General features: G+C 54.1%; 26 protein-coding genes. 9 read left to right on the top strand and 17 right to left on the bottom strand.

The genetic code is table 11. The features are described 5' to 3' along the window. Positions 1-40: 40 nt before the first annotated feature. Complete coding sequence (gene sspB / locus AAIR21_RS06320; RefSeq protein WP_025202910.1) at positions 41-532, bottom strand: ClpXP protease specificity-enhancing factor; 492 nt, start codon at positions 530-532, stop codon at positions 41-43. A 5-nt stretch (positions 533-537) separates the two neighbouring features. Then, the gene (gene sspA / locus AAIR21_RS06315; protein ID WP_025202909.1) at positions 538-1,176 is read right to left on the bottom strand and encodes a stringent starvation protein SspA; all 639 of its coding nucleotides are present in this window, start codon (positions 1,174-1,176) and stop codon (positions 538-540) included. Here sspA and AAIR21_RS06310 point away from each other — a divergent pair. Beyond that, positions 1,175-1,477: a hypothetical protein gene (locus AAIR21_RS06310; RefSeq protein WP_136342246.1), complete on the top strand. Its 303-nt coding sequence runs from the start codon at positions 1,175-1,177 to the stop codon at positions 1,475-1,477. The genes sspA and AAIR21_RS06310 overlap by 2 nt on opposite strands. A gap of 11 nt (positions 1,478-1,488) precedes the next feature. Here the strand turns inward: AAIR21_RS06310 and rpsI are convergent, their stop codons facing one another. From rpsI to zapE, 3 genes are all read right to left on the bottom strand, one after another. Further along, positions 1,489-1,881, bottom strand: coding sequence for a 30S ribosomal protein S9 (gene rpsI / locus AAIR21_RS06305; protein WP_003860436.1), 393 nt, complete (start codon positions 1,879-1,881; stop codon positions 1,489-1,491). 15 nt (positions 1,882-1,896) lie between these two features. After that, positions 1,897-2,325 (bottom strand): 50S ribosomal protein L13, encoded by a 429-nt coding sequence (gene rplM, locus AAIR21_RS06300; protein WP_003860434.1) that lies wholly within the window; start codon positions 2,323-2,325, stop codon positions 1,897-1,899. 289 nt (positions 2,326-2,614) lie between these two features. Next, positions 2,615-3,739 (bottom strand): cell division protein ZapE, encoded by a 1,125-nt coding sequence (gene zapE / locus AAIR21_RS06295; RefSeq protein ID WP_020883512.1) that lies wholly within the window; start codon positions 3,737-3,739, stop codon positions 2,615-2,617. A 189-nt stretch (positions 3,740-3,928) separates the two neighbouring features. Between zapE and zapG the strand changes: the two genes are divergently transcribed. From zapG to degS, 3 genes are all read left to right on the top strand, one after another. After that, positions 3,929-4,327 (top strand): Z-ring associated protein ZapG, encoded by a 399-nt coding sequence (zapG, locus tag AAIR21_RS06290; RefSeq protein WP_014171843.1) that lies wholly within the window; start codon positions 3,929-3,931, stop codon positions 4,325-4,327. 169 nt (positions 4,328-4,496) lie between these two features. After that, positions 4,497-5,864, top strand: a complete 1,368-nt coding sequence (gene degQ / locus AAIR21_RS06285; RefSeq protein WP_014171844.1) for a serine endoprotease DegQ — start codon at positions 4,497-4,499, stop codon at positions 5,862-5,864. A 92-nt stretch (positions 5,865-5,956) separates the two neighbouring features. Then, positions 5,957-7,024, top strand: coding sequence for an outer membrane-stress sensor serine endopeptidase DegS (gene degS / locus AAIR21_RS06280; protein ID WP_020883511.1), 1,068 nt, complete (start codon positions 5,957-5,959; stop codon positions 7,022-7,024). Positions 7,025-7,108: 84 nt separating this feature from the next. On the opposite strand, the gene mdh is transcribed toward degS, so the two are convergent. After that, a complete protein-coding gene (mdh, locus tag AAIR21_RS06275; RefSeq protein ID WP_183516742.1) occupies positions 7,109-8,047 on the bottom strand; it encodes a malate dehydrogenase in 939 nt (312 codons plus the stop codon). Positions 8,048-8,444: 397 nt separating this feature from the next. Between mdh and argR the strand changes: the two genes are divergently transcribed. The 3 genes from argR (at position 8,445) to yhcN (AAIR21_RS06260) (ending at position 9,932) form a co-directional block, all read left to right on the top strand. Beyond that, on the top strand, positions 8,445-8,915 hold the full coding sequence (gene argR / locus AAIR21_RS06270) for a transcriptional regulator ArgR (protein WP_014171847.1): 471 nt from the start codon (positions 8,445-8,447) through the stop codon (positions 8,913-8,915). 376 nt (positions 8,916-9,291) lie between these two features. Next, complete coding sequence (gene yhcN, locus AAIR21_RS06265; RefSeq protein WP_014171848.1) at positions 9,292-9,555, top strand: peroxide/acid stress response protein YhcN; 264 nt, start codon at positions 9,292-9,294, stop codon at positions 9,553-9,555. Between the two features lie 110 nt (positions 9,556-9,665). Then, complete coding sequence (gene yhcN / locus AAIR21_RS06260) at positions 9,666-9,932, top strand: peroxide/acid stress response protein YhcN (protein WP_014171849.1); 267 nt, start codon at positions 9,666-9,668, stop codon at positions 9,930-9,932. 67 nt (positions 9,933-9,999) lie between these two features. Here the strand turns inward: yhcN (AAIR21_RS06260) and AAIR21_RS06255 are convergent, their stop codons facing one another. From AAIR21_RS06255 to aaeX, 5 genes are all read right to left on the bottom strand, one after another. Beyond that, positions 10,000-10,272: a barstar family protein gene (locus AAIR21_RS06255; RefSeq protein WP_014171850.1), complete on the bottom strand. Its 273-nt coding sequence runs from the start codon at positions 10,270-10,272 to the stop codon at positions 10,000-10,002. Between the two features lie 45 nt (positions 10,273-10,317). Next, the gene (locus AAIR21_RS06250) at positions 10,318-11,772 is read right to left on the bottom strand and encodes an NAD-dependent succinate-semialdehyde dehydrogenase (RefSeq protein ID WP_020883510.1); all 1,455 of its coding nucleotides are present in this window, start codon (positions 11,770-11,772) and stop codon (positions 10,318-10,320) included. Between the two features lie 89 nt (positions 11,773-11,861). Continuing rightward, the gene (gene aaeB / locus AAIR21_RS06245; RefSeq protein WP_014171852.1) at positions 11,862-13,829 is read right to left on the bottom strand and encodes a p-hydroxybenzoic acid efflux pump subunit AaeB; all 1,968 of its coding nucleotides are present in this window, start codon (positions 13,827-13,829) and stop codon (positions 11,862-11,864) included. 5 nt (positions 13,830-13,834) lie between these two features. Next, positions 13,835-14,767 carry a p-hydroxybenzoic acid efflux pump subunit AaeA gene (aaeA, locus tag AAIR21_RS06240; protein WP_020883509.1) on the bottom strand — a complete coding sequence of 311 codons (933 nt, stop codon included), beginning with the start codon at positions 14,765-14,767 and terminating at the stop codon, positions 13,835-13,837. A 7-nt stretch (positions 14,768-14,774) separates the two neighbouring features. Beyond that, on the bottom strand, positions 14,775-14,978 hold the full coding sequence (aaeX, locus tag AAIR21_RS06235) for a p-hydroxybenzoic acid efflux pump operon protein AaeX (protein ID WP_003860416.1): 204 nt from the start codon (positions 14,976-14,978) through the stop codon (positions 14,775-14,777). A 179-nt stretch (positions 14,979-15,157) separates the two neighbouring features. On the opposite strand from aaeX, the gene aaeR reads away from it, so the two are divergent. Together aaeR and AAIR21_RS06225 are read left to right on the top strand one after the other, a co-directional pair. After that, on the top strand, positions 15,158-16,084 hold the full coding sequence (aaeR, locus tag AAIR21_RS06230; protein WP_014171854.1) for an HTH-type transcriptional activator AaeR: 927 nt from the start codon (positions 15,158-15,160) through the stop codon (positions 16,082-16,084). Between the two features lie 218 nt (positions 16,085-16,302). Beyond that, positions 16,303-16,917: a YagU family protein gene (locus tag AAIR21_RS06225; protein ID WP_020883508.1), complete on the top strand. Its 615-nt coding sequence runs from the start codon at positions 16,303-16,305 to the stop codon at positions 16,915-16,917. 51 nt (positions 16,918-16,968) lie between these two features. On the opposite strand, the gene tldD is transcribed toward AAIR21_RS06225, so the two are convergent. From tldD to mreC, 6 genes are all read right to left on the bottom strand, one after another. Continuing rightward, positions 16,969-18,414 (bottom strand): metalloprotease TldD, encoded by a 1,446-nt coding sequence (gene tldD, locus AAIR21_RS06220; RefSeq protein ID WP_014171856.1) that lies wholly within the window; start codon positions 18,412-18,414, stop codon positions 16,969-16,971. Between the two features lie 84 nt (positions 18,415-18,498). Further along, positions 18,499-22,299: an AsmA2 domain-containing protein YhdP gene (yhdP, locus tag AAIR21_RS06215; RefSeq protein WP_183516743.1), complete on the bottom strand. Its 3,801-nt coding sequence runs from the start codon at positions 22,297-22,299 to the stop codon at positions 18,499-18,501. A 42-nt stretch (positions 22,300-22,341) separates the two neighbouring features. Beyond that, entirely contained in the window at positions 22,342-23,811 is a 1,470-nt protein-coding gene (rng, locus tag AAIR21_RS06210; RefSeq protein WP_014885432.1) for a ribonuclease G, read from the bottom strand. Further along, a complete protein-coding gene (locus tag AAIR21_RS06205; protein ID WP_014171859.1) occupies positions 23,801-24,394 on the bottom strand; it encodes a Maf family protein in 594 nt (197 codons plus the stop codon). The genes rng and AAIR21_RS06205 overlap by 11 nt, the downstream gene beginning before the upstream one ends. A 9-nt stretch (positions 24,395-24,403) precedes the next feature. After that, positions 24,404-24,892, bottom strand: coding sequence for a rod shape-determining protein MreD (mreD, locus tag AAIR21_RS06200; protein WP_014071997.1), 489 nt, complete (start codon positions 24,890-24,892; stop codon positions 24,404-24,406). Further along, a complete protein-coding gene (gene mreC / locus AAIR21_RS06195) occupies positions 24,892-25,908 on the bottom strand; it encodes a rod shape-determining protein MreC (RefSeq protein ID WP_014171860.1) in 1,017 nt (338 codons plus the stop codon). The genes mreD and mreC overlap by 1 nt, the downstream gene beginning before the upstream one ends. Positions 25,909-25,929: the final 21 nt, after the last annotated feature.

Raw genomic sequence — 25,929 nt, 5'->3', positions numbered from 1 at the left:
GTCTGAATAACTAACTGGATAGTCGATAAAAATGCTTTTACTACTTCACAACGCGCAGTGCCGGACGGCCTCCGCGCGGCGGCGGATCGTCATCAGGATCGTCATTGTGATCGGGCTTGTCCCCCTCAATGACCGACATCAGCGTTTCGCTTTCGTTTTCCGAAGCGCCGTTTTCGTCATTCAGGCCGACAACATCCTCGTCATAAGCCGCTTCCGGCTCAAACATGGTGCCTGCACCGTTTTCACGCGCATAAATCGCCAGCACCGCAGCCAGCGGTACAGAAACCTGACGCGGCACACCGCCGAAACGCGCGTTAAAGCGCACTTCGTCGTTGGCCAGTTCAAGGTTACCCACCGCGCGCGGCGCGATGTTCAGTACGATCTGCCCGTCACGTGCATATTCCATAGGAACCTGCACGCCCGGCAACGTCACATCCACAACCAGGTGCGGCGTGAGCTGGTTATCCAGCAGCCATTCATAGAAGGCGCGCAGCAGATACGGACGGCGTGGGGTAAGTTGTGACATTTCCACAGTCATTAGCCTCGGCCGAGACGCATTTCACGTTCCGGTTCAGTTAAAGATGCCAGGAAAGAATCGCGTTCAAATACGCGAGTCATGTAGCCCTTCAGCTCTTTCGCGCCCGGACCGCTGAACTCTACGCCCAGGGTTGGCAGACGCCACAGCAACGGCGCCAGGTAGCAATCTACCAGGCTGAACTCATCGCTCAGGAAGAATGGTTTCTGACCAAACACAGGGGCGATCGCCAGCAGCTCTTCACGCAGTTGCTTACGTGCAGCGTCTGCTTCAGCAGAGGAACCGTTGACGATAACGTTCATCAGCGTGTACCAGTCTTTTTCGATACGCTGCATGTACAGGCGGCTTTCACCACGTGCAACAGGGTAAACAGGCATCAGTGGTGGATGCGGGAAACGCTCATCCAGATATTCCATAATGATACGGGATTCCCACAGGGTCAGCTCGCGATCCACCAGCGTCGGTACGCTTTGGCTCGGGTTGAGATCGATCAGATCCTGAGGCGGGTTATCCTTTTCCACATGCTCGATCTCAAAACTGACACCCTTCTCGGCCAGCACGATACGAACCTGATGGCTATAAATGTCAGTAGGACCAGAAAACAGCGTCATTACCGAACGTTTGTTGGCAGCGACAGCCATGAAAACCTCCAGGTATATTCAGAATTTTTACTGCTACCAGCCCAAACAGGGCCAGCCAGATGTTGTATCGCCCATCCCAGAGAAAACACATTGTTCAAGAATCGAACAAAAAACGAGTATTCACCGATATTTGGGCAGAAAATTGGATGATAGTTTACCAGATTTTGATGGCTTTGTGGTGAGGGGATTCTGGAAATGTGGAAAAAGAGAAGATATATGCAGTGATGCTGTGGATAACCTGCACATTATCCATAAAAAAAAACCCGCCGAAGCGGGTTTTTCGCCAATCGTTTCTGCGTAAACAGAAAAGGATTAACGTTTGGAGAACTGTGGACGACGACGTGCTTTACGCAGACCCACTTTCTTACGTTCAACCTGACGAGCGTCACGAGTAACGAAGCCAGCTTTACGCAGTTCAGAACGCAGGGATTCGTCGTACTCCATCAGAGCGCGGGTGATACCGTGACGGATCGCACCTGCCTGACCGGAGATACCACCACCTTTAACGGTGATGTACAGATCCAGTTTTTCTACCATATCAACCAGTTCCAGCGGCTGGCGAACTACCATGCGGGCAGTTTCACGACCGAAGTACTGTTCCAGAGAACGTTGGTTGATTACGATTTTACCACTGCCCGGTTTGATGAACACGCGAGCTGCGGAACTTTTGCGGCGACCAGTGCCGTAGTATTGATTTTCAGCCATTGCCTATAATCCCGATTAGATGTCAAGAACTTGCGGTTGCTGTGCCGCGTGGTTGTGCTCGTTACCTGCGTAAACTTTCAGTTTACGGAACATAGCACGACCCAGCGGGCCTTTTGGCAGCATGCCTTTAACCGCGATTTCAATCACACGCTCAGGACGGCGAGCAATCATCTCTTCAAAGGTCGCTTCTTTGATACCACCGATGTGGCCAGTGTGATGGTAGTACATTTTGTCTGTACGCTTGTTGCCGGTTACAGCAACTTTATCTGCGTTCAGAACGATGATGTAATCACCCGTATCAACGTGCGGAGTGTATTCCGCTTTATGCTTACCGCGCAGGCGACGAGCCAGTTCAGTAGCCAGACGGCCCAGAGTTTTACCGGTCGCGTCAACAACATACCAGTCGCGCTGTACGGTTTCTGGTTTAGCTGTAAAAGTTTTCATTAAAAGCTTACCCAAATAATAAGTTACACGTTGGTGAACACCCAAACGTTTAGTCAGTTGAGGTTCACACGACAAAGTCCGGCAAACCTACCCCTTCGAATAGCTAATGCCGACACATAGAAAGTTTCGGGAAAAAAACCTTCTCGTAACGTGGGGTCGCAAGATTATAGAGAAGTTGAGGTCAAAGATCGACCCTTAAATGTGATTCGAGGCGGGTTTTTCGGGGGTAAGGTTTTTGCGGTCTGCCGCCCTCACCCCCAGCCCCTCTCCCACAGGGAGAAGGTCGCATTTATGGCATATGCTGAAGCTTAAGATACTCCTCGCTTTGCATCTCCTGCAGGCGCGACAGACAGCGCTGGAACTCAAACTTCAGCCGCTCGCCTTTATACACCTCATATAAAGGTACCTCGGCGCTGACCACAAGCTTCACGTGACGCTCATAGAACTCATCGACCAGCGCAATGAAGCGGCGCGCTTCGCTTTCCATCAGCGGCGTCATGACCGGCACGTTGAGCAGCATCACGGTATGGAACAAACGCGAGAGCGCGATGTAGTCATGCTGACTGCGGGCATCCACACAGAGCGTTGCAAATGAGACGGCCAGGGTTTGATTTTCGACACCCAGGGTTTGCAGCGGGCGATGGTTAATCTCGAGCTCAGGGGCATGAGCCCGTTTTGCCCCCGCCAGCGCCAGCCACAGTTTATCCATCTGCTGCGTGGTCTCATCGTTTAAGGGAGAGAGCCACAGATGCGCCTGAGTTAAGGTACGCAGGCGGTAATCCACCCCGGCATCAACATTCATGATGTCGCAGTGCTGTTTGATGGCATCAATAGCGGGCAGGAAACGCGCGCGCTGCAGGCCATTGCGGTATAGCTCATCCGGCGGGATATTCGAGGTCGCCACCAGCGTTATCCCACGTGCGAACAGCGCTTTCATCAGACCACCCAGCAGCATGGCGTCGGTAATATCGGAGACAAAAAACTCGTCAAAACAGAGTATGTCCGTTTCCGCCTTGAACCTGTCGGCCACAATCTCCAGCGGATCGCTTTTGCCCTGCAGTGCCGTCAGCTCTTCGTGAACCCGCAGCATAAAGCGGTGGAAATGCAGACGCTGCTTACGGGTACCCGGCAGGCTCAGATAAAAGAGGTCCATCAACCAGGTTTTCCCGCGCCCGACGCCGCCCCACATATACAAACCGCGCACCGGCGCATGAGTCTGTGGCTCTTTTTTTCCGAGCAACCGCCCCAGAGCCGCCTTCAGCCCACCGCTCTGTTCACTCTCTGCAGGTTTTGCCGTGAGCTCCTGATAAATCGTATCCAGACGATTCACCGCTTCACGCTGAACGTCATCCGGCTGATGTGTACCCTCATTAAGGGCAAGTTGGTATCGCGATGCAGGGGACAGGTTTTGCATAAACGTATTGTTATTCCTTCAAATAATACTCACCAGCAGACGTGACTGATGAAAAAAAGGCCGTTCTACACTACGCGATGATACGTCAGGATTCCACTTCTGCGGAAATAGCGGTTATAGTGGCAATATCAGGCACAGGCAGGAGCCGAGCCAACACCCTACGGAACAACAAGACAACGGGAGAAGTTCATGACCTGGGAATATGCGCTAATCGGTTTAGTCGTCGGCATCGTCATTGGTGCTGTGGCCATGCGTTTCGGTAATCGCAAATTGCGTCAGCAGCAGTCACTGCAGTACGAACTGGAAAAGAACAAAGCCGAACTGGAAGAGTATCGTGAAGAGCTGGTCAGCCACTTTGCCCGTAGCGCCGAGCTGCTGGACAACATGGCGACCGACTATCGTCAGCTCTATCAACATATGGCAAAAAGCTCCAGCAGCCTGCTGCCAGAAATGACCGCGGAATCCAATCCATTCCGTAACCGTCTGGCCGACTCTGAAGCCGGTAACGATCAGGCCCCTGTTCAGATGCCACGCGACTATTCAGATGGCGCGTCCGGCCTGCTGCGCGGCGGTGCAAAACGCGATTAATCGCACAACCTGAATTTATTTTACGGGCGCTGCTATTGCGCCCGTCCTTTCTTCATGACCCCAGCTATTATTGAGTAAGCACTTCATTGTTCAGCGGTTTAAAATTCAATAACATCAACGTGTTTTAGGGCCGTTTTTCCTTTATTCCAGGTTACGAGAGTCAGCATCGATGAAGAAAAAAAACCAGCTGTTGAGCGCTATAGCGTTAAGTGTCGGGTTATCTCTCTCGGCGTCCTTCCCTGCATCTGCCGCCCTGCCTTCACAGGTACCCGGCCAGGCGGCAATTCCAAGTCTTGCGCCAATGCTGGAAAAAGTTCTGCCTGCGGTAGTGAGCGTGCAGGTAGAAGGCACGGCATTACAAAATCAACGCGTACCTGAAGAACTGAAAAAATATTTTGGCGATGAGTCGCCCGACCAGCAGGCGCAGCCTTTTGAAGGTCTGGGTTCTGGCGTCATTATTGATGCGGCCAAAGGTTATATTCTGACCAACAATCATGTTATCAGTCAGGCCGATAAAATCAGCGTACAGCTCAACGATGGGCGTGAGTTTGAGGCCAAACTGATTGGCGGCGATGACCAGAGTGACATCGCGCTGCTGCAGGTGCAAAACCCGAGCAATCTGACTCAGATTGCCATTGCGGACTCCGATAAACTGCGTGTTGGTGATTTTGCTGTCGCCGTGGGAAATCCGTTTGGTTTAGGGCAAACCGCCACCTCCGGGATAATCTCGGCGCTGGGTCGCAGCGGTCTGAATCTGGAAGGTCTGGAAAACTTTATCCAGACCGATGCCTCAATCAACCGCGGGAACTCCGGCGGGGCCTTACTCAACCTCAACGGCGAGCTGATTGGGATTAACACCGCTATCCTGGCGCCGGGCGGCGGCAGTATCGGCATCGGTTTTGCTATCCCCAGCAATATGGCCAAAACGCTGGCGCAGCAGCTCATTCAGTTCGGTGAGGTCAAACGCGGGCTGTTGGGCATCAAAGGGATGGAGATGAGCGCTGACATCGCGAAAGCGTTCAACATCAATGTGCAGCGCGGTGCGTTTGTCAGTGAAGTGCTGCCAAACTCCGGCTCGGCAAAAGCTGGCGTGAAGTCGGGCGATGTGATTGTCAGCCTGAACGATAAACCGCTGAGCAGCTTTGCGGAACTGCGCTCGCGTATTGCCACCACCGAACCGGGTGCCAAAGTGAAGTTAGGCCTGATTCGTGATGGTAAGCCGCTGGATGTCGAAGTGACGCTTGATAAGAGCACCTCATCCTCTGCCAGCGCGGAGCTTATCGCCCCGGCGCTGCAAGGGGCAACGCTGAGCGATGGGCAGCTGAAAGACGGGACGAAAGGGATTAGCGTCGATACCGTCGAGAAGAGCAGCCCTGCCGCGCAGGCCGGATTGCATCAGGATGATGTGATCATCGGCGTGAACCGCAATCGCGTGCAATCCATCGCAGAACTGCGCAAGGTGCTGGAAAGCAAACCGGCGGTTATTGCCCTGCAGGTTATGCGCGGCAACGAGTCTATCTATATTCTGTTGCGCTAAGCATTTGCGATTCCGGACATCACCGCTGCGTGTGATGTCCGGATAACTCATGTTATGCTGCAAATCGTTCCTTTATTAACGACACGCGCATCATGCTTTTAAAGCTCTTTCGTTCAATTGTCATCGGTTTGATTGTTGCCGGCCTGCTGCTGGTCGTCATGCCGTCTTTACGCCAGTTCAATAAGCTGTCGGCGCCTCAGTTCGACAGTGCGGATGAAACGCCTGCGACCTACAACCAGGCCGTTCGCCGTGCCGCGCCTGCCGTGGTTAACGTTTATAACCGTGGCCTCAATAGCTCAGCCCATAACCAGCTGGAGATCCGCACTCTCGGCTCTGGGGTAATTATGGACGAGCGCGGCTACATCATTACCAACAAACACGTGATTAACGATGCCGACCAGATCATCGTTGCCCTGCAGGATGGCCGCGTGTTTGAGGCCCTGCTGGTGGGCTCGGATAGCCTGACTGACCTGGCTGTTTTGAAGATCAACGCCACGGGCGGTTTACCGGTTATTCCTATTAACCGTAAACGAACCCCTCATATTGGCGACGTCGTGCTGGCTATCGGTAACCCTTATAACCTGGGTCAGACGATCACGCAGGGGATTATCAGCGCCACTGGTCGCATTGGCCTCAACCCGTCGGGACGGCAGAACTTCCTGCAAACCGATGCGTCCATCAACCACGGTAACTCCGGCGGTGCGCTGGTCAACTCGCTGGGCGAACTGATGGGTATCAATACCCTCTCGTTCGATAAGAGCAATGACGGTGAGACGCCGGAAGGGATTGGGTTCGCCATTCCATTCCAGCTGGCGACCAAGATCATGGATAAGCTGATCCGCGATGGCCGTGTGATCCGCGGTTATATTGGTATTGGCGGTCGTGAAATTGCGCCTATGCATTCGCAGGGCGGTGGCATCGATCAGATTCAGGGCATCGTGGTCAACGAAGTGTCGCCTGGCGGCCCGGCGGCTAACGCGGGAATTCAGGTTAATGATGTCATCGTGTCGGTCAACGGCACACCAGCGGTATCGGCGCTGGAGACCATGGATCAGGTTGCGGAGATCCGTCCTGGCTCTATCATCCCGGTTGAAGTCATGCGTAACGATAAGAAGCTGACGCTGCAGGTGACGATTCAGGAATACCCGGCCACCAACTGACAGGCATAAAAAAACGGAGCGCATTGCTCCGTTTTTTTTTGCCGGGCGGCATGACGGCTTACCCGGCCTGTGGGGACATCCGTTTTACTTGTTAACGAACTCTTCGCCCAGAGTGATATCTTTCTTCAGCGTATCCAGCATGCCTTCCATCGCGTTCTGTTCAAACGCGCTCAGCTTGCCAATCGGCTGATGTTCTTCGATACCGTTTTTACCCAGCAGCAGCGGCTGAGAGAAGAAACGAGCGTGTTCGCCGTCGCCTTCAACATACGCGCATTCAACAACGCCTTTCTCGCCCTGCAGTGCACGAACCAGTGACAGTCCAAAACGTGCCGCCGCCTGGCCCATAGACAGGGTTGCAGAACCGCCACCCGCCTTCGCTTCCACCACTTCGGTGCCCGCGTTCTGGATGCGTTTGGTCAGGTCAGCCACTTCCTGCTCGGTGAAGCTAACACCATGGATCTGCGACAGCAGAGGCAGAATGGTGACACCAGAGTGACCGCCGATAACCGGCACTTCAACTTCTGAAGGCTGTTTGCCTTTCAGTTCAGCCACAAAGGTGTTGGAACGGATGATGTCCAGCGTGGTTACGCCGAACAGTTTGTTCTTATCGTAAACACCGGCTTTTTTCAGCACTTCTGCCGCGATAGCGACCGTGGTGTTCACCGGGTTAGTGATGATACCAATGCACGCTTTCGGGCAGGTTTCAGCAATCTGCTGCACCAGGTTTTTCACAATACCCGCGTTGACGTTGAACAGGTCTGAACGATCCATGCCTGGCTTACGCGCCACGCCAGCGGAGATCAGCACCACGTCCGCGCCCTGCAGGGCAGGACGAGCATCTTCACCGGAGAAGCCTTTGATTTTCACAGCTGTCGGGATGTGGCTCAGGTCAACCGCCACACCTGGGGTTACCGGAGCAATATCGTACAGGGAGAGTTCTGAGCCTGAAGGCAGTTGGGTTTTCAGTAGTAGGGCAAGCGCCTGGCCGATACCACCAGCAGCGCCGAGGACTGCGACTTTCATCCTAAACTCCTTATTATGGTTAACTTAAGTATCTGTAACTCCGTTGCGGCGACCATAATTCAGCAGGTAATTAATTACAATTTTCGTCACTAAATAATTTGAGGTCGCGCGACTTTATCTCTCACCAGAAGACTATCTGACGACAGACGACAACGAATTAAGAGGGGGTTACAATACACCCTGCCACGCCACCAAAACAACATCATTTTGATAACATTTAATTTACTTTTAAGCTTATTTGCTTGCCGTGACCCAGGCATGTTTTCTGATAACGAAATCTGATAAAATCACTCCCTTTCATAACATTATTTCAGCCTAACCGCTGGCAGATAATTTGCATAAAAATTCATCCACATGCATAATAATGTTGTTTCTTTCGTCATATTCCGGGTGACTTATGCGAAGCTCGTCTAAGCAAGAAGATTTAGTGAAGGCGTTTAAAGCGCTACTCAAAGAAGAGATATTCAGTTCTCAGGGAGAAATTGTTCAGGCTTTACAGGAACAAGGCTTCGATAACATCAACCAGTCGAAAGTCTCCCGCATGTTAACCAAATTTGGTGCGGTACGTACGCGTAACGCCAAAATGGAGATGGTCTACTGCCTGCCTGCAGAACTTGGCGTGCCAACCACCTCCAGCCCGTTGAAGAATCTGGTTCTCGATATCGATTACAACGATGCCGTTGTTGTGATCCATACCAGCCCGGGTGCTGCACAGTTGATTGCACGTATGCTGGACTCGCTGGGTAAGCCTAAAGGCATCCTTGGGACGATTGCGGGTGACGATACCATCTTCACTACCCCCGCCAATGGCTTCTCAGTGAAAGATCTCTACGAAGCGATTCTGGATCTGTTCGAGCAGGAACTCTGATTACCCTCCCCGTGGCGTCCTGCTACGGGGATCATTCTGCTTCTGCCGCATTTCCCCCTGTTTTATCCCGCCCTTTACTTTAACAAATAGTGCTTTTACCGCTCATTAACATTCACTTGGTGAATGATAAATCAAAAAATCGCACAAAAAATCAAAAGCTGATATCCATATGATTTTCTTAGATATACAGCCACACATTGAACAGTAAATGTACAATTTTATGCCATTAGGTTATAAAAAACAGGCTAGTTAATACGTAATAACAACAGAAACAATTAGTCTGGTATTAATTTTTACCGTTATTAGTGTATACTTGATTTTGTGATGAGGGTCACGAAACAAAGACCCCACTAAAAATTCGACGAGGTAAAGAATCATGAAAATCAAAACTACTGTAGCGGCGCTCAGCGTCCTGTCTGTCCTGTCATTCGGTGCTTTCGCCGCTGACGCTATCAATGCCGAGCAGGCACAATCCCGCCAGGCAATCGGTACGGTTTCCGTCGGCGCAATCGGCACGTCTCCAATGGACATGCATGAGATGCTGAACAAAAAAGCGGAAGAACAAGGTGCGTCATCTTATCGCATCATTGAAGCGCGTTCAGGTGACCACTGGCACGCAACCGCTGAGCTGTACAAATAAGTTTTAGTAATAACTGAAGACCAAAATCTCTACTCAACGGCACCAGGCATAAAAATAGCAGTTCAACCCTTCTCGCCGTTGAGCAAAAACCCTATTCAGGAGCAAAAACTATGAAAACCAAATTCATCATCGCAACCCTCGGTCTGGCATCCGTTCTCTCTTTCGGCGCAAGTGCCGCCGTACAGCAAGTGAACGCTGACCAGGCGCAGAATCTGCAGTCTATGGGGAGTGTGTCTGTGACGTCCGTTACCGGCTCTCCAATGGATATCCGTCAGGCACTGGCCGCTAAAGCTGAAAAAGCAGGCGCCAGCAGCTATCGCGTCACCGAGCTGAACCAGGGTGACCACTGGCATGCAACGGCTCAACTGTATAAATAAACCCTCGTCGTATCTCATCATACGACTTGCCCCTGGCCTTCTGGTCAGGGGCTTTTTTATGGCTTGATCAATGGCGCGCGTTGAAACGTAGCTGCCCTTCCAGCTCTTCTTCCGCTTCATCAAACAGCAAAATGAGTGCGCCAAACCGTCTGCGCAACTTTTCAGGCAGATGGATAAACTCAATTTCCAGCGGTAACGGCAGCAGGCTGCCGGTCACCACGTCCCACAGCGTGTCCAGATTGGTGACGCTTTCCCGTTCAAGATCAAACACCCGGATAAATTCACGATAGAAGTCATCCTGACTGTCGATCTCGTCAAAATCAAAGGTATAGGTTTTCATTGCCAGTCACCCAGTCCAGGCGAGCGGCCTGCGCCGCCCTGATTATTATAATCCCCCAATATGCAGGGTTTTGACTTCCAGATACTCTTCCAGCCCCAGCACGGACCCTTCACGCCCAAGGCCAGACTCTTTTACCCCACCAAACGGCCCCAGCTCTGTGGAGACGGCACATTCGTTAATTCCTATCATCCCGCTTTCGATGGCCTGCGACACGCGGAAGACACGTGCCAGATTTTGGGTATAGAAGTAAGCCGCCAGGCCATATGGCGTGTTGTTGGCACGCTGGATAACCTCATCTTCCGAGGTAAAACGGAAGCAGGCCGCAACCGGCCCAAACGTCTCTTCTTCAGCCAGTTTCATGCCTTCATGGCAATCGCCCAGGACAGTTGGCATCCAGAAATTGCCGCCAAGCGAATGGGGTTTACCGCCCGCCAGAACGGTCGCACCCCGGGCCACGGCATCTTCAACGTGTTCACGCACCTTATCGACGGCGGAGGATTCGATCAGCGGCCCCACGATGACGCCCTCTTCCAGACCATTCCCGACCTTCAGGGCATTCACCGCATCGGCAAGCTTATTCACAAATTTGTCGTAGACGGTTTCCTGAATATAGAAACGGTTAACGCTGACGCAGACCTGGCCGGCATTGCGGAATTTATTGGCGATAGCCCCTTTAACGGCAGCCTCGATATCCGCATCTTCAAAGACGATATACGGCGCATTGCCCCCCAGCTCCATCGACACTTTCTTCATGGTTTCTGCGGCGTTACGCACCAGCGTTTTGCCGACGGAAGTCGAGCCGGTAAAGGAGATTTTCCGCACCTCATGGCTCGCCATAATCGCGTCACTGATTTCATGCGTATTCCCGGCTACGGCGTTGAGTACCCCATCCGGTACGCCGGCCTGTTTTGCCAGCGTAAGCAGCGCGAAGGCGCTGAGAGGTGTGTTATTTGCCGGTTTGATTACCCCGGTACACCCTGCCGCCAGCGCCGGACCCAATTTACGGGTGAGCATGGCCATCGGGAAGTTCCACGGCGTAATCGCCGCAACCACGCCGATGGGCTCGCGGGTCGCCAGGATGCGGGAGCCCGGTTTGATCGGTGGAATAATTTCGCCGTTCGCGCGCTTGGCCTCTTCGGCGAACCACTGGATAAAACTCGCGGCGTATTCCACCTCGCCTTCCGCTTCTTTCAGGGGCTTGCCCTGTTCGGTGGTCATTAAACGCCCGAGCCAGCTTTTGTTCTCAATGATCAGTTCGTACCAGCGGTAGAGAATTGCCGAACGCGCTTTCGCGGTTTTGGCGCGCCATGCCGGGAAAGCTTTGGCCGCCGCGGCAATGGCGTCTTCGGTTTCTGCTTTGCCGGCTTTGGCTACTCTGGCGATGACCTCACCGGTAGCCGGGTTCAGCACATCAAACGTCGTGTCCAGCGTTTTCCATATGCCGTTGACCAGATAACCGGTCTGAAAAAGGTGATTATCCTGAAGCGCCTGGGTTGTCATGTGTCCTCCCTTCCTGAATGTAAGAGCATGCTGGAATAAGTATAGCCACAAAAAAACCGACGCTTTTGGCGTCGGCTTTTTTACTTCAGTCAGTTATCCGTAAGGGCGTTCTGATAGCGATGCAGCATAAACACCAGCCGTCCTACCGGCTCTGTCACCTGAGGCGGTGCTTCCCAGACTTTCAGCTTCTCCTGGTAGATATCCAGCTCTTCAAGCAGTTGCTTAAAGTAACGACGTCGTTTGTCATCGCTGGAGGCGGAAAGCACGTGGTCGGCCGTCCGACGCAGCTGGCGGTGGAAAGCCGACAGATCGTCATTGATGGGCACGGGGGCATTACGCAAACGCTGGTGCGCGATAATCATGGTCAACGCCAGACGGAATTTGGCGATGTCACCCGGGAACTTGTTCAGCAGTAAAAACAGCTGCTGATAGAGCGCCGGCAGGTGGTTCTCTTTGCGACGCGCGGTATTGGTGGTCATGGACGACACGGCAGCCGAGACAAACTGATTCAACAGCACGCGGCCCGTCCGTGCCTGAGAGTTATCCCGCACCAGCAGAATGACCATCATCGCCAGGAAACAACCCACCAGCTGACCTAAGGCGCTGTCTAAGAACTGGCTGAAATGGAAGGTCATCGGGTTATCCAGCACAATGATGTTAATCGTACTGGCCAGGGCACCCAATGAACCCAGCCGGCGCTTTTGCACTTCGATTCCGATAAAGAATGCCATCACCGCGAGGCTAATACAGAGCAGTAACATGCTCTGCTGGGTTGAGGGAATGATCACCAGAAAATAGAACGCGCCAATCGGCAGTGCAGCAATTGTGCCGAACAGGAAATCAATGGCCACCATGCGCGGATTCGGAAGACGCATCGCCAACGCGGTAACGACGGCGATCATCACCATCGCGCCGCTGCCGGAGGTCCAGCCGGTCCACAGCCAGAACAGCGTGCCGAGCATACAGGCAAGCGTTGTACGCCAGAAGTTAACCATTGCGTGATGGCGTTCGGCGGATTCTGCCTTGATCACCACTTCACCCTGCAGCACCTCTTCTTCTACCGCGCTGATTTTGGTGTTACTGATCACACCGCGTTTCAGCAACAGGTAGCGCGTCGCGGCCCCGACCCAGGTATAGATCGTCACTGGCGTATCACGATCCCCGGTCCAGGCAATGACCCGGCGCATGCGTTTAAGCTGTTTGTGTACGTCCTGCACGGTTTCCACCGGCTCAGCAAACAGCTCGCGGAAGGTATCGGTTACCGCGTCCGGGCGGGTGTTTTGGATCAGATAGGTTTCACACGCCTGGGTAATCAGCGTTAAGGAGACGGTGTTGATGGCTTTAAGGCGGCGGTTGGCACGGGCCCAGCGCGAAGACTCCATGTTCAGGTTGCTGCGCATCCCTTCCAGCGCCGTGGTGCGGCGCACCAGCGCGCTCCAGGCTTTATCCACCTCTTCGCTGTCACCATGCTTAATACAGAGCTGCATCAACTGATACTGGGCAACAATCAGCGCATCCAGTTCACGATCCACTTCCTGCTTAATGGAGCGAGGAGAGAAAAGCAGGTCAGCGACAATGGCACTGACAATACCGATGACAATCTCACTGCAGCGCTCTACGGCAAACTGTGGGGCAAGCAGCGGTTCGCTCTGAATGGTGATGATAATAATCAGCGCGGTATAACCGGCCAGCCCCCAGGCGTAGGAGTTCTCCACCTTCACCAGTGACGAGAGCCAGGTGCAGAAGCCCGCCCAGATACAGCACACCATCAGCATCAGCAGCGGCGTGCGGATCATCAATATGATGATGGTCAGTGCGGCGAAACAACCGATAAATGTCCCAATGATGCGCAGCATCCCACGGTAGCGGATCGCCCCGGAGTAAGGTTCCCCGCCCGCAGCAAAGGCAGGCCCTGCTGCGACAATCGCTGCCGTCAGTACGGCCCAGCGGGGGGTTTCCAGCTGAAAGTGGAAGCCGACAAACAGCGCCAGCACAATGGCACACGCCAGCTTAACGGCGAAGCGAATGTGCTGGCTGGCGATGGAAAAGATACCCATAACGATTAACCAAACTCGCGCAGGCGATGGGCAATTTTACGGAAGATGGAGTCCTGGCTGGCGTCACGGTCTTTTTCACCGGTGATCACCACCGTCGCCGTGGTCCCGGCAGGCCACAGATTGCCCTGCTGTTCATCCAGATGGATACGCACCGGCACACGCTGGGCCAGACGTACCCATTCCAGGTTGGAATCCACCGTCGCCATCCCTTTAGTATCGTTAGAGCTGCTGGAGTTAGTGACCCCCGCTGCTACGCTGTCGACGGTGCCTTTCAGCACTCGGTTGCTGCCAAGCGGCGTAATTTCAGCCCGGAACCCCGGACGCACGCCTTCCAGTTTGGTTTCTTCCATATAGGCGAGCACGTAGAAGGAGTTCTGTTTAACCAGCGCCACGGCGGTTGAGCCGCGGGTGATAAACTCCCCGGCATAAACATTCAGGTTGGTGATCCAGCCATCGGCTGGTGCGCGGATCACGGTGCGCTCAAGATCGAGCCGGGCAAGATCGCGCGTCGCTTGCGCTTTGGCCAGCTGATGCAGCACGGTTTGCAGGACGTTATTGGACTGGTCAATCTCTTCGCGGGACATCGCCTGAACACCCAGTTGGTTACGGCGACCTGCCTCACGGCGTTTCTCGGAAGCCAGCGCCTGATAATAGGCCACATCCGCTTCGGCTTCTTCTAACGCTTTCTGATAACGAGGCTGGTCGATGGTGAACAGTACCTGATCTTTTTTCACCAGCTGGTTATCGTGGACATTGACCGCAGTGATGAGACCCGCCACGTCGGGGGCGATTGCCACGACATCGGCGCTAAAGCGTGCATCACGCGTCCACGGTGATTCAGTGTAATAGACCCAGGCGCGGAAAATAGCGATGAACGCGAGGATAACGAGCGCCATGGTGATGGCAGTGCGGGAGATTTTTCTTGTTAGCGTTTTCACATCAACCTCAGACAAACATGCGCGATATCAGGTAAAACAGGCAGCAATACAGCGCGGTATTGAACAATGCAGGATGCCAGACAAAATCGTAGATCCCGGTGGGGACCAGCACCTTGCGCACCAGCCAGAAAATCGCCAGTGATAAAAGAAGCTCGAAAAATATCGGTGGGAACGACAAACCGAACACCACGATAACGGGAAACAGACTCATGTTGACCTTGATTAGAGAGAGTGCAGGCTTCAGACTTTTTTAGCGCACGCCACCGCAGGAGAGCAAGAAACGCCGGGCGAGAATGGCGCAGCCGTTATGTAATTAATAATATATTAACGTAACTGTTATGCTGTTATCTATAATATGTGATCTAAATCACTTTTAAGTCAGAGTTAACAATGGAACGTCTAAAACGGATGTCGGTCTTTGCCAAAGTGGTTGAACTTGGCTCTTTTACCGCCGCTGCACGTCAGCTTCAGATGAGCGTCTCTTCCATCAGCCAGACCGTGTCCAAACTGGAAGATGAGCTGCAGGTCAAGCTACTCAACCGCAGCACCCGCAGCATTGGTCTGACGGAAGCGGGTAAGATTTACTATCAGGGTTGTCGCCGCATGCTGCTCGAAGTGCAGGATGTGCACGAACAACTTTACGCCTTCAACAACACGCCTATCGGTACGCTGCGCATCGGTTGTTCTTCAACTATGGCACAAAATGTTCTCGCCGCCATGACCGCTGACATGCTGAAAGAGTACCCGGGATTAACCGTCAATCTGGTCACGGGCATTCCCGCCCCGGACCTGATTGCCGACGGGCTGGACGTGGTGATCCGCGTGGGGGCATTGCAGGACTCCAGCCTCTTCTCCCGGCGGCTGGGCAGTATGCCAATGGTGGTCTGCGCCTCGAAAAGCTATCTGGCTCAGTACGGGGTACCGGAGAAACCCGCTGATCTCACCAACCACTCCTGGCTGGAGTACAGCGTTCGCCCCGACAATGAATTTGAGCTGATTGCCCCGGAAGGGATTTCCACCAGACTGCTGCCGGAAGGACGGTTCGTCACCAACGATCCGATGACCATCTCGCGCTGGCTGGTGGCCGGCGCCGGGATCGCGTATGTGCCGTTAATGTGGGTAATCAACGAGATCAACAGCGGTGTACTGGAGATCCTCTTCCCGCGCTATCAGTCCGATCCGCGTCCGGTGTACGCGTTGTACACCGAGAAAGACAAACTGCCGCTCAAGGTTCAGGTGTGCATAAACTATCTGACCGAGTATTTTGTGGACGTGGCGGAGCTGTTTCAGGGAATGCGCGAAAGACGAAAGGAATAACCTTTAATTTCCCAAAAGTATATTTGCAATGAATATTCCAGGATGATACAGACCGTCATTCAGGAATATTCCTTCACCCCTGTCAGGAATAGCGAATTGACACTGCCGCCATCTGCGCCTTACCTTATAAACAGTCTGACAGTCAGGCTGTTATTAATTTGTTACTGATATGAATAATAAAATGTATTTCTCAGGATGACCTTAAACAAGGAAAAGAAATGAATATATTTGAACAAACACCGCCTTCACGCAGGCGCTATGGACTCGCCGCGTTCATTGGTTTGATTGCAGGGATTGTCTCCGCCTTCGTAAAATGGGGAGCAGAGGTGCCGCTTCCGCCACGAAGCCCTACCGATTTATTCACCAGCGCATGCGGACCGGAACAATTAATAAGAGCCGCAGGTCAGATTGATTGTTCCCGCAATTTTTTAAATCCTCCTTATGTATTTTTACGCGACTGGCTGGGCATTGCTGACCCTAACGCCGCGGTTTATACCTTTGCCGGCCATATATTTAACGCGGTCGGCGTAACACATATTATTTTCTCTATCGTCTTTGCTGTAGGGTATTGTGTAGTTGCTGAAGTCTTCCCGAAAATTAAACTCTGGCAAGGTTTACTGGCGGGTGCGTTAGCGCAGCTTTTTGTTCACATGATCTCCTTCCCGCTGATGGGGCTGACACCCCCGCTGTTCGAACTGCCCTGGTACGAACACGTCTCAGAGATCGTGGGGCATTTGATCTGGTTCTGGTCGATTGAAATCATTCGTCGTGACCTTCGCAACCGCATCACGCACGAGCCCGACCCGGAGATCCCGCTGGGTAACGCACGTTAAAAAAAATGGCGCGACTTTTACAGTCGCGCCATTTTTTAAGATTGGTTCAGGTCAGGCGGTGCCGCCCACCGTCAGGTTATCCACTTTCAGCGTTGGCTGACCGACGCCAACCGGCAGGCTCTGGCCCTCTTTACCGCAAACACCAACGCCGTTATCCAGTTTCAGATCGTTACCGACCATGGAGATCTGCTGCATGGCTTCAATACCGGAGCCAATCAGGGTCGCCCCCTTCACCGCTTTGGTCACTTTGCCTTTCTCAATCAGATACGCTTCTGAAGTGGAGAAGACGAACTTACCGGAGGTGATATCTACCTGACCGCCACCAAAGTTTGGCGCGAAGATGCCGTAATCAACGGACTCGATGATCTCCTGCGGTGTGGATTTACCCGGCAACATGTAGGTGTTCGTCATACGCGGCATCGGCAGATGCGCGTAGGATTCACGACGGCCGTTACCCGTTGGCGCAACGCCCATCAGACGCGCGTTGAGTTTGTCCTGCATGTAGCCTTTCAGTACGCCATTTTCGATCAGCACGTTGTACTGCCCGGGCGTACCTTCATCGTCGATTGAAATCGAGCCACGGCGATCCTGCATCGTGCCGTCATCAACCACGGTACAGAGTTCAGAAGAGACGCGTTGTCCCATCTGGCCGCTGAATACGGAGGTGCCGCGACGGTTAAAATCGCCTTCCAGACCGTGGCCCACCGCTTCGTGCAGCAGCACGCCAGGCCAGCCTGCGCCAAGTACCACCGGCAATGTTCCGGCGGGTGCCGCCACGGCAGACAGGTTCACCAGCGCCATGCGCACGGCTTCTTTTGCCCACGCGTCAGCGCGTGCTTCACCGTCAACATCGCCCAGGAACCAGTCATAACCAAAACGACCGCCGCCACCGCTTGAACCGCGCTCACGCTTACCGTCGTCTTCAACCTGCACGCTGACAGAAAGACGTACCAGCGGACGCACATCCGCTGCCAGCGTGCCGTCTGTCGCCGCGACCAGGATCAGTTCGTAGACACCGCTCAGGCTGGCAGAGACTTCCTGCACGCGTTTATCCGCAGCGCGCGCGACTTTATCCACGCGGCGCAGGATATCCAGTTTCTCTTCACGGCTCATGCTCTGCAGGGGATCGATACTGGTATAGAGTGCAGAGTGCTGCACTTCACCCAGCGTCTTCACGCGACCGTCACCGGTTTCGCGCACGATAGTCCGCGCGGCCAGCGCGCTCTGCTCCAGTGCGGCCAGGCTAATCTGGTCGGCATAAGCAAAACCGGTTTTCTCGCCGCTGACGGCACGTACACCGACACCCTGGTCAATGTTATAAGAGCCATCTTTAATGATGCTGTCTTCTAAAACCCAGGATTCGTGATAGCTCGACTGGAAATAGAGATCGCCGTAGTCGAGACGGCGTTCGGTCAGTTGACCAAGAATGGAGAACAGGTCCTGATGGCTCAGGCCGTTCGCTGCGAGCAAATGTTCACTTACCAGGTTCAGACTCATCGTATTGCTACTCGTTCGTTGCCGCCCGTGGCGGTATATAAATCGTATTTATTGAGAGTGAGGCAATTACCTGCCCACGTCAAATCATTGCTGTGCATCTTTGCGCGGCTGGCGCAGCACTTCATTAATCTGCGGTTTATCCACCGGCCCGGTGATGCGATAACGCAGAATAGAAACTTTGCTCCACAGCGGCCCCAGCACTTTACTGGCGGCAAACACCGCCGCACCGACAATCGGGTTCACCACAAAAGCCGCCGCCACGCCGACGGTGGCTGAAATTTCAGGTGCCACCACCGCTTCCATATCCAGTTCGCGGCGCACGAGGTTGACCGAGCCTTTCATCGCAATATCCGCTTCCAGGCCGTCCACCAGCGTATCGTCGGTATGCAGCACCCCGTCTTTGATCCATGCCGTACTGCGGATAGAGTCGTAATAGAAACCTTCGCTGAAGGTATCGCTAAAGTCGAAACGCAGCTTACGCAGCAGGGCATCAAAGCTCAACAGACGCAGTATCTGGCCCGCATGCCCGGTACTCACATCGGCAATCTCACCCTTGCCAAAGCGGGTTTTCAGAATGCCGTTCAGCGAGGCTTCATCCGGCGTCCACGGTGCCGCACGCCAGTGGAGATCGTAATTCACGTCAAATGATGACCCCCGCAGCGGCGTGCTGATGCCAAAGAAGTTAGCCACGGAATCCAGTTTATTGCCCTTGATGTCGCCCTTCAAAGAGGTTCGCTGCTCGCCCGGGTTATTAACCCACTCCCCGGCGGCCCTCAGACGGCCAAAGCCGGTGTCGATAAGCCCGCCCGAAAGGCTCAGCGTATTCCCCTTAATGGCGAAATCGCCGTCAATACGGCCATACTTTTGACCCCAAAGCCAGCACTCAGCACAGCGTAGCTGGAGATCGGGCCAGCCGCTGAAGTCGATACGGGTTGGGTTATTCAACGGCGCCGTATTTGACGGATGATCTTTTCCGCTCGCGGTGGCCGGGTTGTAGTAGAGATAGCGAATCGCCGCCTGCCACGGCGCGTTGTCGCGCATGGTCAGCGTGCCATTTATCTCGCGGCCCTGGGCTTCGACTTTTGACCCGTTCGCCGTTGGCTGCGAAACAATGCTCAGGTTATTCCACTGCTGTCCACCCAGCATCAGCGACGGCGTACGAACAGTAATGCTCTGCGGGAACTGGGCAGCCTCATCAACGTTTTGGCCCACGCCCTTCTGGAACAGGGCCAGCCACTCGGCCCCGTCCATTGGCGGCAGATTAAGCTCAATGCCGGTGTGATCGGGCAGCGGCGGCGTGGTACGGCTGTCCGTCGTCCAGATGGCTCTGTCGAGCGTGAGCTTACGGTTAAGCAGCCAGCGGCTGTTGAAATGGTTTTTCTCACCCGCACTGCCGGTCAGCGCGAAGCTGTTAAGATTGCCATCGACGTTAACCTTTATTGGCAGCGGTTGACCGGACGATTTATCCAGCGGTGCAGGCAACTGGCTCTGAATGTTTTTCAGATCGCCGGTGATATCAACTTTATAGCGCGCACCGGCGTGATAAGGCAGTTCAATTGCCACCTTGCCATTCCAGGAGACTGCACCGTTAACGGACGCCTCAATCGGCTTCGGCAGAACATCCATGCGTGATGGCTGCCAGTTGCCGTCCAGGTTGACGGCTACCTGATAAGCTTTCTCGCCCTCGGTGGTCGAGAAATCAATATTCACAGGCTGATTAAACCAGCTGGCCTTGAGCGGCTCGCTCTTCAGGTTACCGTTCTCAAAGCTAAACTGCCCGCTGAGGTTCTTCAGGGTGCTTTCAAGCGGCTTAATATACAGGCTGTTGTTATTGAGACGGACATCGCCTTTGGCGGTGGTCATTTCACCGTCTAGCGGGATATCAAGATGTAAGCGAGCACTCACATCGCCATCCAGCTGCAGCTGCTGAAGGGTGGCTGCCAGTGACTCTTTCAGCGGCGTGTCTTCAAAATAGGGGCCGACCGCTTTCCCGGGGCCGTTAATGTCGGCATCGATCAAAAGCTTCTCTTTTGAGTAATCCGGAATGTTTGCCGTCAGGTTACTGGCCGTTACGCCGCCCAGCGCCACATTGTCTGCCTTCATCCATAATCCGTCATTGATAAAATTAAGTTCAATGTCGAGATTTTTCAGCGCAGGCCAGCCCGGCTGGAAGGCAAAGGTGGCATTGTGCAGCGGCACCAGCACCTGGAATTGACCTTCATTGTGCTTGTACGGGAAAAGATGCGGATTACCGCCATAGACCAGGGTGGCATTATCCGCCTGACCGCCCTGGATCGCGCCGCTCAGATAGTCCACCAGCGCTTTGCCCATCAGGTTCTCGGGGAAGTAGCGCCAGGCCTGAGAACCGTCGTTAGTGCTGATCCCGGCCAGAATACCCAGCCACGGCTCTTCACCTTCAGGCTGCAGATAGCGGAAATCGCCACGCGCATGCACCGCTTTGGCTTTCACATCGATATGGCGCCCATCCAGCTGGAAGCCTTTATCGTTACGCAGCCAGTTGAGCACCGCATTGCCTTGTTCAATTTCCAGCGGCGCACGGAAGACCGTTTCGTAAGGCATTCTGGCGTCATGCATATCGACCGTTAACCTGCCGTTCTCAACGCTCCCTTCCAGCTTACCGCTGAAGTTTTCCGCCCCCGGTAACATCTTCCACTGCTTCCAGGCCAGACCTTTCCATGCGGCCTGAAAACGGGTCTTTTCCGTAGCCTGAAGCGGGATATCCAGCGCCAGTGAATCTATCTTTCCGCTTGGCTGCGTTGCCAGCCAGATCTCCCCCAGGTCCGGAGAGAGCTTGGCGGCCATCGAGCGCAGACCTTCTATTGCGGCCAGGTCAAGGTTGCTGGCGCGAATACGCAGCTCGTCACTGCGTTTGCTGGTCGCCCCACCGACATCCTGCTCCGGCATCCAGGCCAGCGTCAGAGCACCGCGCGGCCAGGGTTTGTTATCCATGGTGATGCGTGTGTCCGGAATGGCAAACTGCCAGCCCTCTTTCTCTTTCGTCACGTGCGCGGTGAGGTTATCGACAGAAAGTTGATGCTGCTGTTTTTCGCCCTTCCAGCTTGCGCCCCCCTGCTTAAGCCAGATATCGCCGCTGGCAAATTCCCCTTTCGTCAGGGTCATCCAGCCTTCAAGGCTAAAACGGGCGGTTTCCAGCTGCATATTTTGCTGTAACCAGTCGCCGAGCCACGGCTTAACATCCACGTCGTCGGCCTGCAGCCATACCTTGCCGTTATTTAACAAACCGTCGTCGTCGCGCAGATCCATACGAACCTGCATCACGCCGTGCTGGCCGTTCAGACTGGAGAGATTCACCTGTCCTTCCGCACGATGGCGTTCTTTGCCGTTAAGCCAGGTCAGCTGTGGGATAGCCAGTTCAGCGCGCTGCCCGGAGAGGGTAATAAAGCTCACTTCGCTGTCGCGCAGATCGAAATGATCAAACTGACGCAGGAAGAGATCGCTGAAGCGGTTGGTTTCAAGGCTCTGATTGCTATCACCGCCGGACAGCGGGGTATTGGTCAGAAACTGAAGCTGATAAAAGGTGAGATCGCGGAACTGCCAGCGAAAATGGAGCAGGCTTTGCCAGACATCCAGCGCCAGGGTGACGCGTTTGATTTTCAGATAGCCGCCATCTTTCAGGCTGGCATTGATATCCCGGACATCAAGCGTCGGGCCAAAATTCTGCCAGCTGGCGCTTATCTGGCTCACGTCCACCGGGACACCGGTGGTGGATTCGATTTTTGCCAGCAGCTGCGGACGCCAGCTGTCCAGATGCGGTAAAACGAGGCGCAGCCCGCTCACGAGCAACGCGACAATCACGACCAGCGTTGCCCCTGTAAGCAATAAAATCCCCGGCAATCGCCTCACTCATCTCTCCTTGTCAGCTTTGGTCACGCGGCGTACCGCGTCTTACATCATCACGACGTCAAACTGCTCCTGGTTATAGAGCGGTTCGATTTGAACTTTTACCTGTTTGCCGACAAAGATTTCCACTTCCGCCAGCGCGTGCGACTCTTCGCCTTTCAGCGCTTCAGCCACCGCAGGGGAAGCATAGACCAGAAAACGATCGGAGTCGTAGGCATGATGAACGCGAACGATTTCACGCATGATCTCGTAGCAGACGGTCTCAACCGTCTTTACTGTGCCACGTCCGTGGCAGGTTGGGCATTCATTGCACAGCACATGCTCCACGCTTTCGCGGGTACGCTTACGCGTCATTTCCACCAGCCCCAGCTGTGAGAAGCCGTTGATGCTGGTTTTCACGCGATCTTTACTCAGCGCCTGCTCCAGCGAATGCAGCACACGACGGCGATGGTCTTCATTACTCATATCGATAAAGTCGATGATGATAATGCCACCCAGATTGCGCAGGCGAAGCTGGCGGGCGATGGCCTGCGTGGCTTCGATGTTGGTATTAAAGATGGTGTCATCCAGGTTGCGATGGCCGACAAACGCGCCGGTGTTGATATCCACCGTCGTCATCGCTTCGGTCTGATCGATGATCAGATAGCCGCCGGACTTCAGTTCAACCTTGCGTTCCAGCGCTCGCTGGATCTCATTTTCGACGTCATAGAGATCGAAGATAGGCTGACGCCCCGTGTAATGCTCCAGCAGGCCAGGCATTTCGGGAATGTATTCGGCGGTAAATTCCAGCAGTGCTTCATAGGTCAGGCGGGAATCCACGCGAATTCTGTCGAGCTGTGCATCAGCAAAATCACGCAGGACGCGCTGAGCAAGCGCCAGTTCGCCGTAAAGCTGGTAGCGGGTCTGGTTGCGTTTTTTACGCTCCATGACTTTGGTCCAGACGCGCTTGAGGTAGGCCGCATCAGACGCCAGATCGTCTTCACTGATGCCTTCTGCGGCGGTACGGATGATAAACCCGCCCTGTTCATCGCAGTAAGCGCTGACCACTTTTTTAAGACGCTCGCGCTCGCTTTCGCTCTCAATGCGCTGCGAAACGCCCACGTGCGACGCGCCAGGCATAAAGACCAGATAACGGGAAGGCAATGTAATGTCGGTAGTCAGACGGGCGCCTTTCGTGCCCAGCGGATCTTTGACGACCTGCACCATCAGATCCTGGCCCTGACGCACCAGTTCGGAGATATCGCGCACGGCAAACTGCTTTTGCTCTTCGCCCGCTACGCATTCGGTATGCGGCATAATGTCGGAGGCATGTAAAAATGCCGCCTTATCCAGTCCAATATCTACAAAAGCCGCCTGCATACCCGGTAGTACACGACTGACACGACCTTTGTAGATATTGCCTACTATTCCGCGCCGCGCTTCACGCTCAATATGAATTTCCTGAAGAATGCCACCATCAATATAGGCCACACGGGTTTCCGATGGCGTTACGTTTACCAACAATTCAGCCGTCATAATTATCCCTTCCCTCACGCAGTGAGTTAAAATTGCTCAGCAACTCATACGTTTCCACCAGCGGTAAGCCGACTACGGCGTGATAGCTGCCATTAATCTTCCTGACAAAACAGCCACCCAGCCCCTGAATACCGTATGCACCTGCCTTATCCATCGGTTCACCGCTGGTGATATAAGCGGCGATCTCGTCGTCGGTAAGCACTCTGAATGTCACGTCCGTCACCACCAGGCAATCCAGCACGTGCTGGCTGTCCGCCAGCGCGACGGCGGTCATTACCTGATGTGTTTGTCCGGACATTTTGCGCAGCATACGCGCCGCATGTTCAGCGTCGTGCGGTTTCTCGAGCACTTCACCGTTAAGAATAACGATGGTATCTGCCCCCAGCACCGGCAAGTCACGCGGCGTTTGCGCCACGCCTGCCTGCGCTTTCTCACGCGCCAGTCGAGAAACGTACTGCTGGGCACTTTCGCCTTCAGCGCGTTTCTCTTCGATGCCCGTAACAATGCGTTCAAAGGAGACACCCAGCTGAGTGAGCAACTCCTGACGACGCGGAGAACCAGAAGCAAGATATAGAGACGTCATAGAAACCTTTTATTGCACAGCAAACTGCTGGCGAACCTTACGCATCAGCAGGAACAGCCACGGCCAGAGCACACCGTTTACTACACTACTCCAGAACACTTCCGGTCGGAAAGAGACGTTGATCACTAAAAACTCTGCCCAGAAAACAACGATATCCGCAGCAAGCGACAACAACATCACCACCAGCGCCTGTTGCCAGAGCGCGAGGTTACGAAAGAGCTGGAATTTAAGTGCGACGAGGTACGCAATAATACTCATGGACAAGGCGCGCACGCCAAGCGTAGAGCCACTAATGAGATCCAGTATGGCACCCATCACAAAACCTGTGCCGACATTTACGCGGTGCGGCAGGGCAAGGATCCAGTAGAGCAAAATGAGCAATACCCAGTTTGGCCGGAAAACGAGAATGTCGTCCGGCCAGGGCATGATTTGCAGTAACAGCGCAATGAGAAATGAGAGCCAGATAACCCAGCGTCCCTGGCTACGATAACTTGCCACTACTGCCCTCCCGAGGAGAGTTTAGGCGGTGGCGGTGCATCCGGCAGCGGCTGCGTTAGCCCCGTAGCAGGGGCCGGTACTGGCGCAGGGGGTCCCATGGCATCCGGTGCCGGCAGAACCTGCGGCATCATTTGCATCAGGCGTTCATTCGCGACGCGATGAACATCTTCAGGCGTCATGGGGTTAGCACCATTGCGGTCGGCGCCCCACAGCAGCAGCAGGTAGCGAAGACGCTGTAAACCCGCGGTTGGACGCGCCTGAATCACGGTATAGGCACGCTGCGTATCAAGCTTCACCGAAGAGACAACCGCAACCGGATACCCTTCAGGGAAACGTCCACCCAGACCCGACGTCACCAGAACGTCGCCCACACGAATGTCCGTGTTAGCCGGCAGATGTTCCAGCTGGAGATCGTCGGTACACCCGTTACCGGCCGCGATGACGCGAATGTCATTACGCAGTACCTGAATCGGCAACGCATGCGTGGCATCGCAGATCAGCAGAACGCGGCTGGTCAGTTTGGCCACAGCAACAACCTGGCCTACAACGCCTTTATCACTGATAACAGGCTGACCTTCATACACACCGTTCACGCTTCCTTTGTCGATCACAACCTGATCGCTGTAGGGATCGTTGACGGTGGAGATCACCTGCGTCACCATCTTCTGCTCATCCTGACGCAGCGGCGAGCCAAGCAGCTCACGCAGACGCGCGTTTTCCTGCTTATATTGTCCCAGCATCAGCAGCTCGCTGTTTTTCAACAGCAGTTCCTGACGTAATGCCCGGTTTTCGAGTTCGAGTTGGTCACGTGAAGACAACGTTTGAGAAACGGAGTCGAGCAACTCACGGGGACCATTTGAAATAAAGTAGAAAGGACTGACGGCGGTATCCATGTACGTTCTGATCTGACTGAACGTACCGAGGCGGCTATCGGCAATAATGACCCCAAGCGCAACCAGGACCGCCAGAATGAGGCGAAACTGTAGCGATGGGCCACGGCTAAAAATTGGCTTCATAGGCTATGCGTATTCTCGTGT

This window comes from Enterobacter sp. PTB, assembly GCF_051130085.1.
In the GTDB taxonomy this organism is placed as follows: Bacteria; Pseudomonadota; Gammaproteobacteria; order Enterobacterales; family Enterobacteriaceae; genus Enterobacter; species Enterobacter ludwigii.
Note: the sequence above shows the minus strand (reverse complement) of the source record. Positions and strands in the feature narration are given on the sequence as shown.

Coding starts and splice junctions, on each gene's coding strand:
- AAIR21_RS06310 (WP_136342246.1), top strand. CDS start 1,175: ATGAAAACCTCCAGGTATATTCAGAATTTTTACTGCTACCAGCCCAAA.
- sspA (WP_025202909.1), bottom strand. CDS start 1,176: ATGGCTGTCGCTGCCAACAAACGTTCGGTAATGACGCTGTTTTCTGGT.
- rpsI (WP_003860436.1), bottom strand. CDS start 1,881: ATGGCTGAAAATCAATACTACGGCACTGGTCGCCGCAAAAGTTCCGCA.
- rplM (WP_003860434.1), bottom strand. CDS start 2,325: ATGAAAACTTTTACAGCTAAACCAGAAACCGTACAGCGCGACTGGTAT.
- zapE (WP_020883512.1), bottom strand. CDS start 3,739: ATGCAAAACCTGTCCCCTGCATCGCGATACCAACTTGCCCTTAATGAG.
- zapG (WP_014171843.1), top strand. CDS start 3,929: ATGACCTGGGAATATGCGCTAATCGGTTTAGTCGTCGGCATCGTCATT.
- degQ (WP_014171844.1), top strand. CDS start 4,497: ATGAAGAAAAAAAACCAGCTGTTGAGCGCTATAGCGTTAAGTGTCGGG.
- degS (WP_020883511.1), top strand. CDS start 5,957: ATGCTTTTAAAGCTCTTTCGTTCAATTGTCATCGGTTTGATTGTTGCC.
- mdh (WP_183516742.1), bottom strand. CDS start 8,047: ATGAAAGTCGCAGTCCTCGGCGCTGCTGGTGGTATCGGCCAGGCGCTT.
- argR (WP_014171847.1), top strand. CDS start 8,445: ATGCGAAGCTCGTCTAAGCAAGAAGATTTAGTGAAGGCGTTTAAAGCG.
- yhcN (WP_014171848.1), top strand. CDS start 9,292: ATGAAAATCAAAACTACTGTAGCGGCGCTCAGCGTCCTGTCTGTCCTG.
- yhcN (WP_014171849.1), top strand. CDS start 9,666: ATGAAAACCAAATTCATCATCGCAACCCTCGGTCTGGCATCCGTTCTC.
- AAIR21_RS06255 (WP_014171850.1), bottom strand. CDS start 10,272: ATGAAAACCTATACCTTTGATTTTGACGAGATCGACAGTCAGGATGAC.
- AAIR21_RS06250 (WP_020883510.1), bottom strand. CDS start 11,772: ATGACAACCCAGGCGCTTCAGGATAATCACCTTTTTCAGACCGGTTAT.
- aaeB (WP_014171852.1), bottom strand. CDS start 13,829: ATGGGTATCTTTTCCATCGCCAGCCAGCACATTCGCTTCGCCGTTAAG.
- aaeX (WP_003860416.1), bottom strand. CDS start 14,978: ATGAGTCTGTTTCCCGTTATCGTGGTGTTCGGTTTGTCGTTCCCACCG.
- aaeR (WP_014171854.1), top strand. CDS start 15,158: ATGGAACGTCTAAAACGGATGTCGGTCTTTGCCAAAGTGGTTGAACTT.
- AAIR21_RS06225 (WP_020883508.1), top strand. CDS start 16,303: ATGAATATATTTGAACAAACACCGCCTTCACGCAGGCGCTATGGACTC.
- tldD (WP_014171856.1), bottom strand. CDS start 18,414: ATGAGTCTGAACCTGGTAAGTGAACATTTGCTCGCAGCGAACGGCCTG.
- rng (WP_014885432.1), bottom strand. CDS start 23,811: ATGACGGCTGAATTGTTGGTAAACGTAACGCCATCGGAAACCCGTGTG.
- AAIR21_RS06205 (WP_014171859.1), bottom strand. CDS start 24,394: ATGACGTCTCTATATCTTGCTTCTGGTTCTCCGCGTCGTCAGGAGTTG.
- mreC (WP_014171860.1), bottom strand. CDS start 25,908: ATGAAGCCAATTTTTAGCCGTGGCCCATCGCTACAGTTTCGCCTCATT.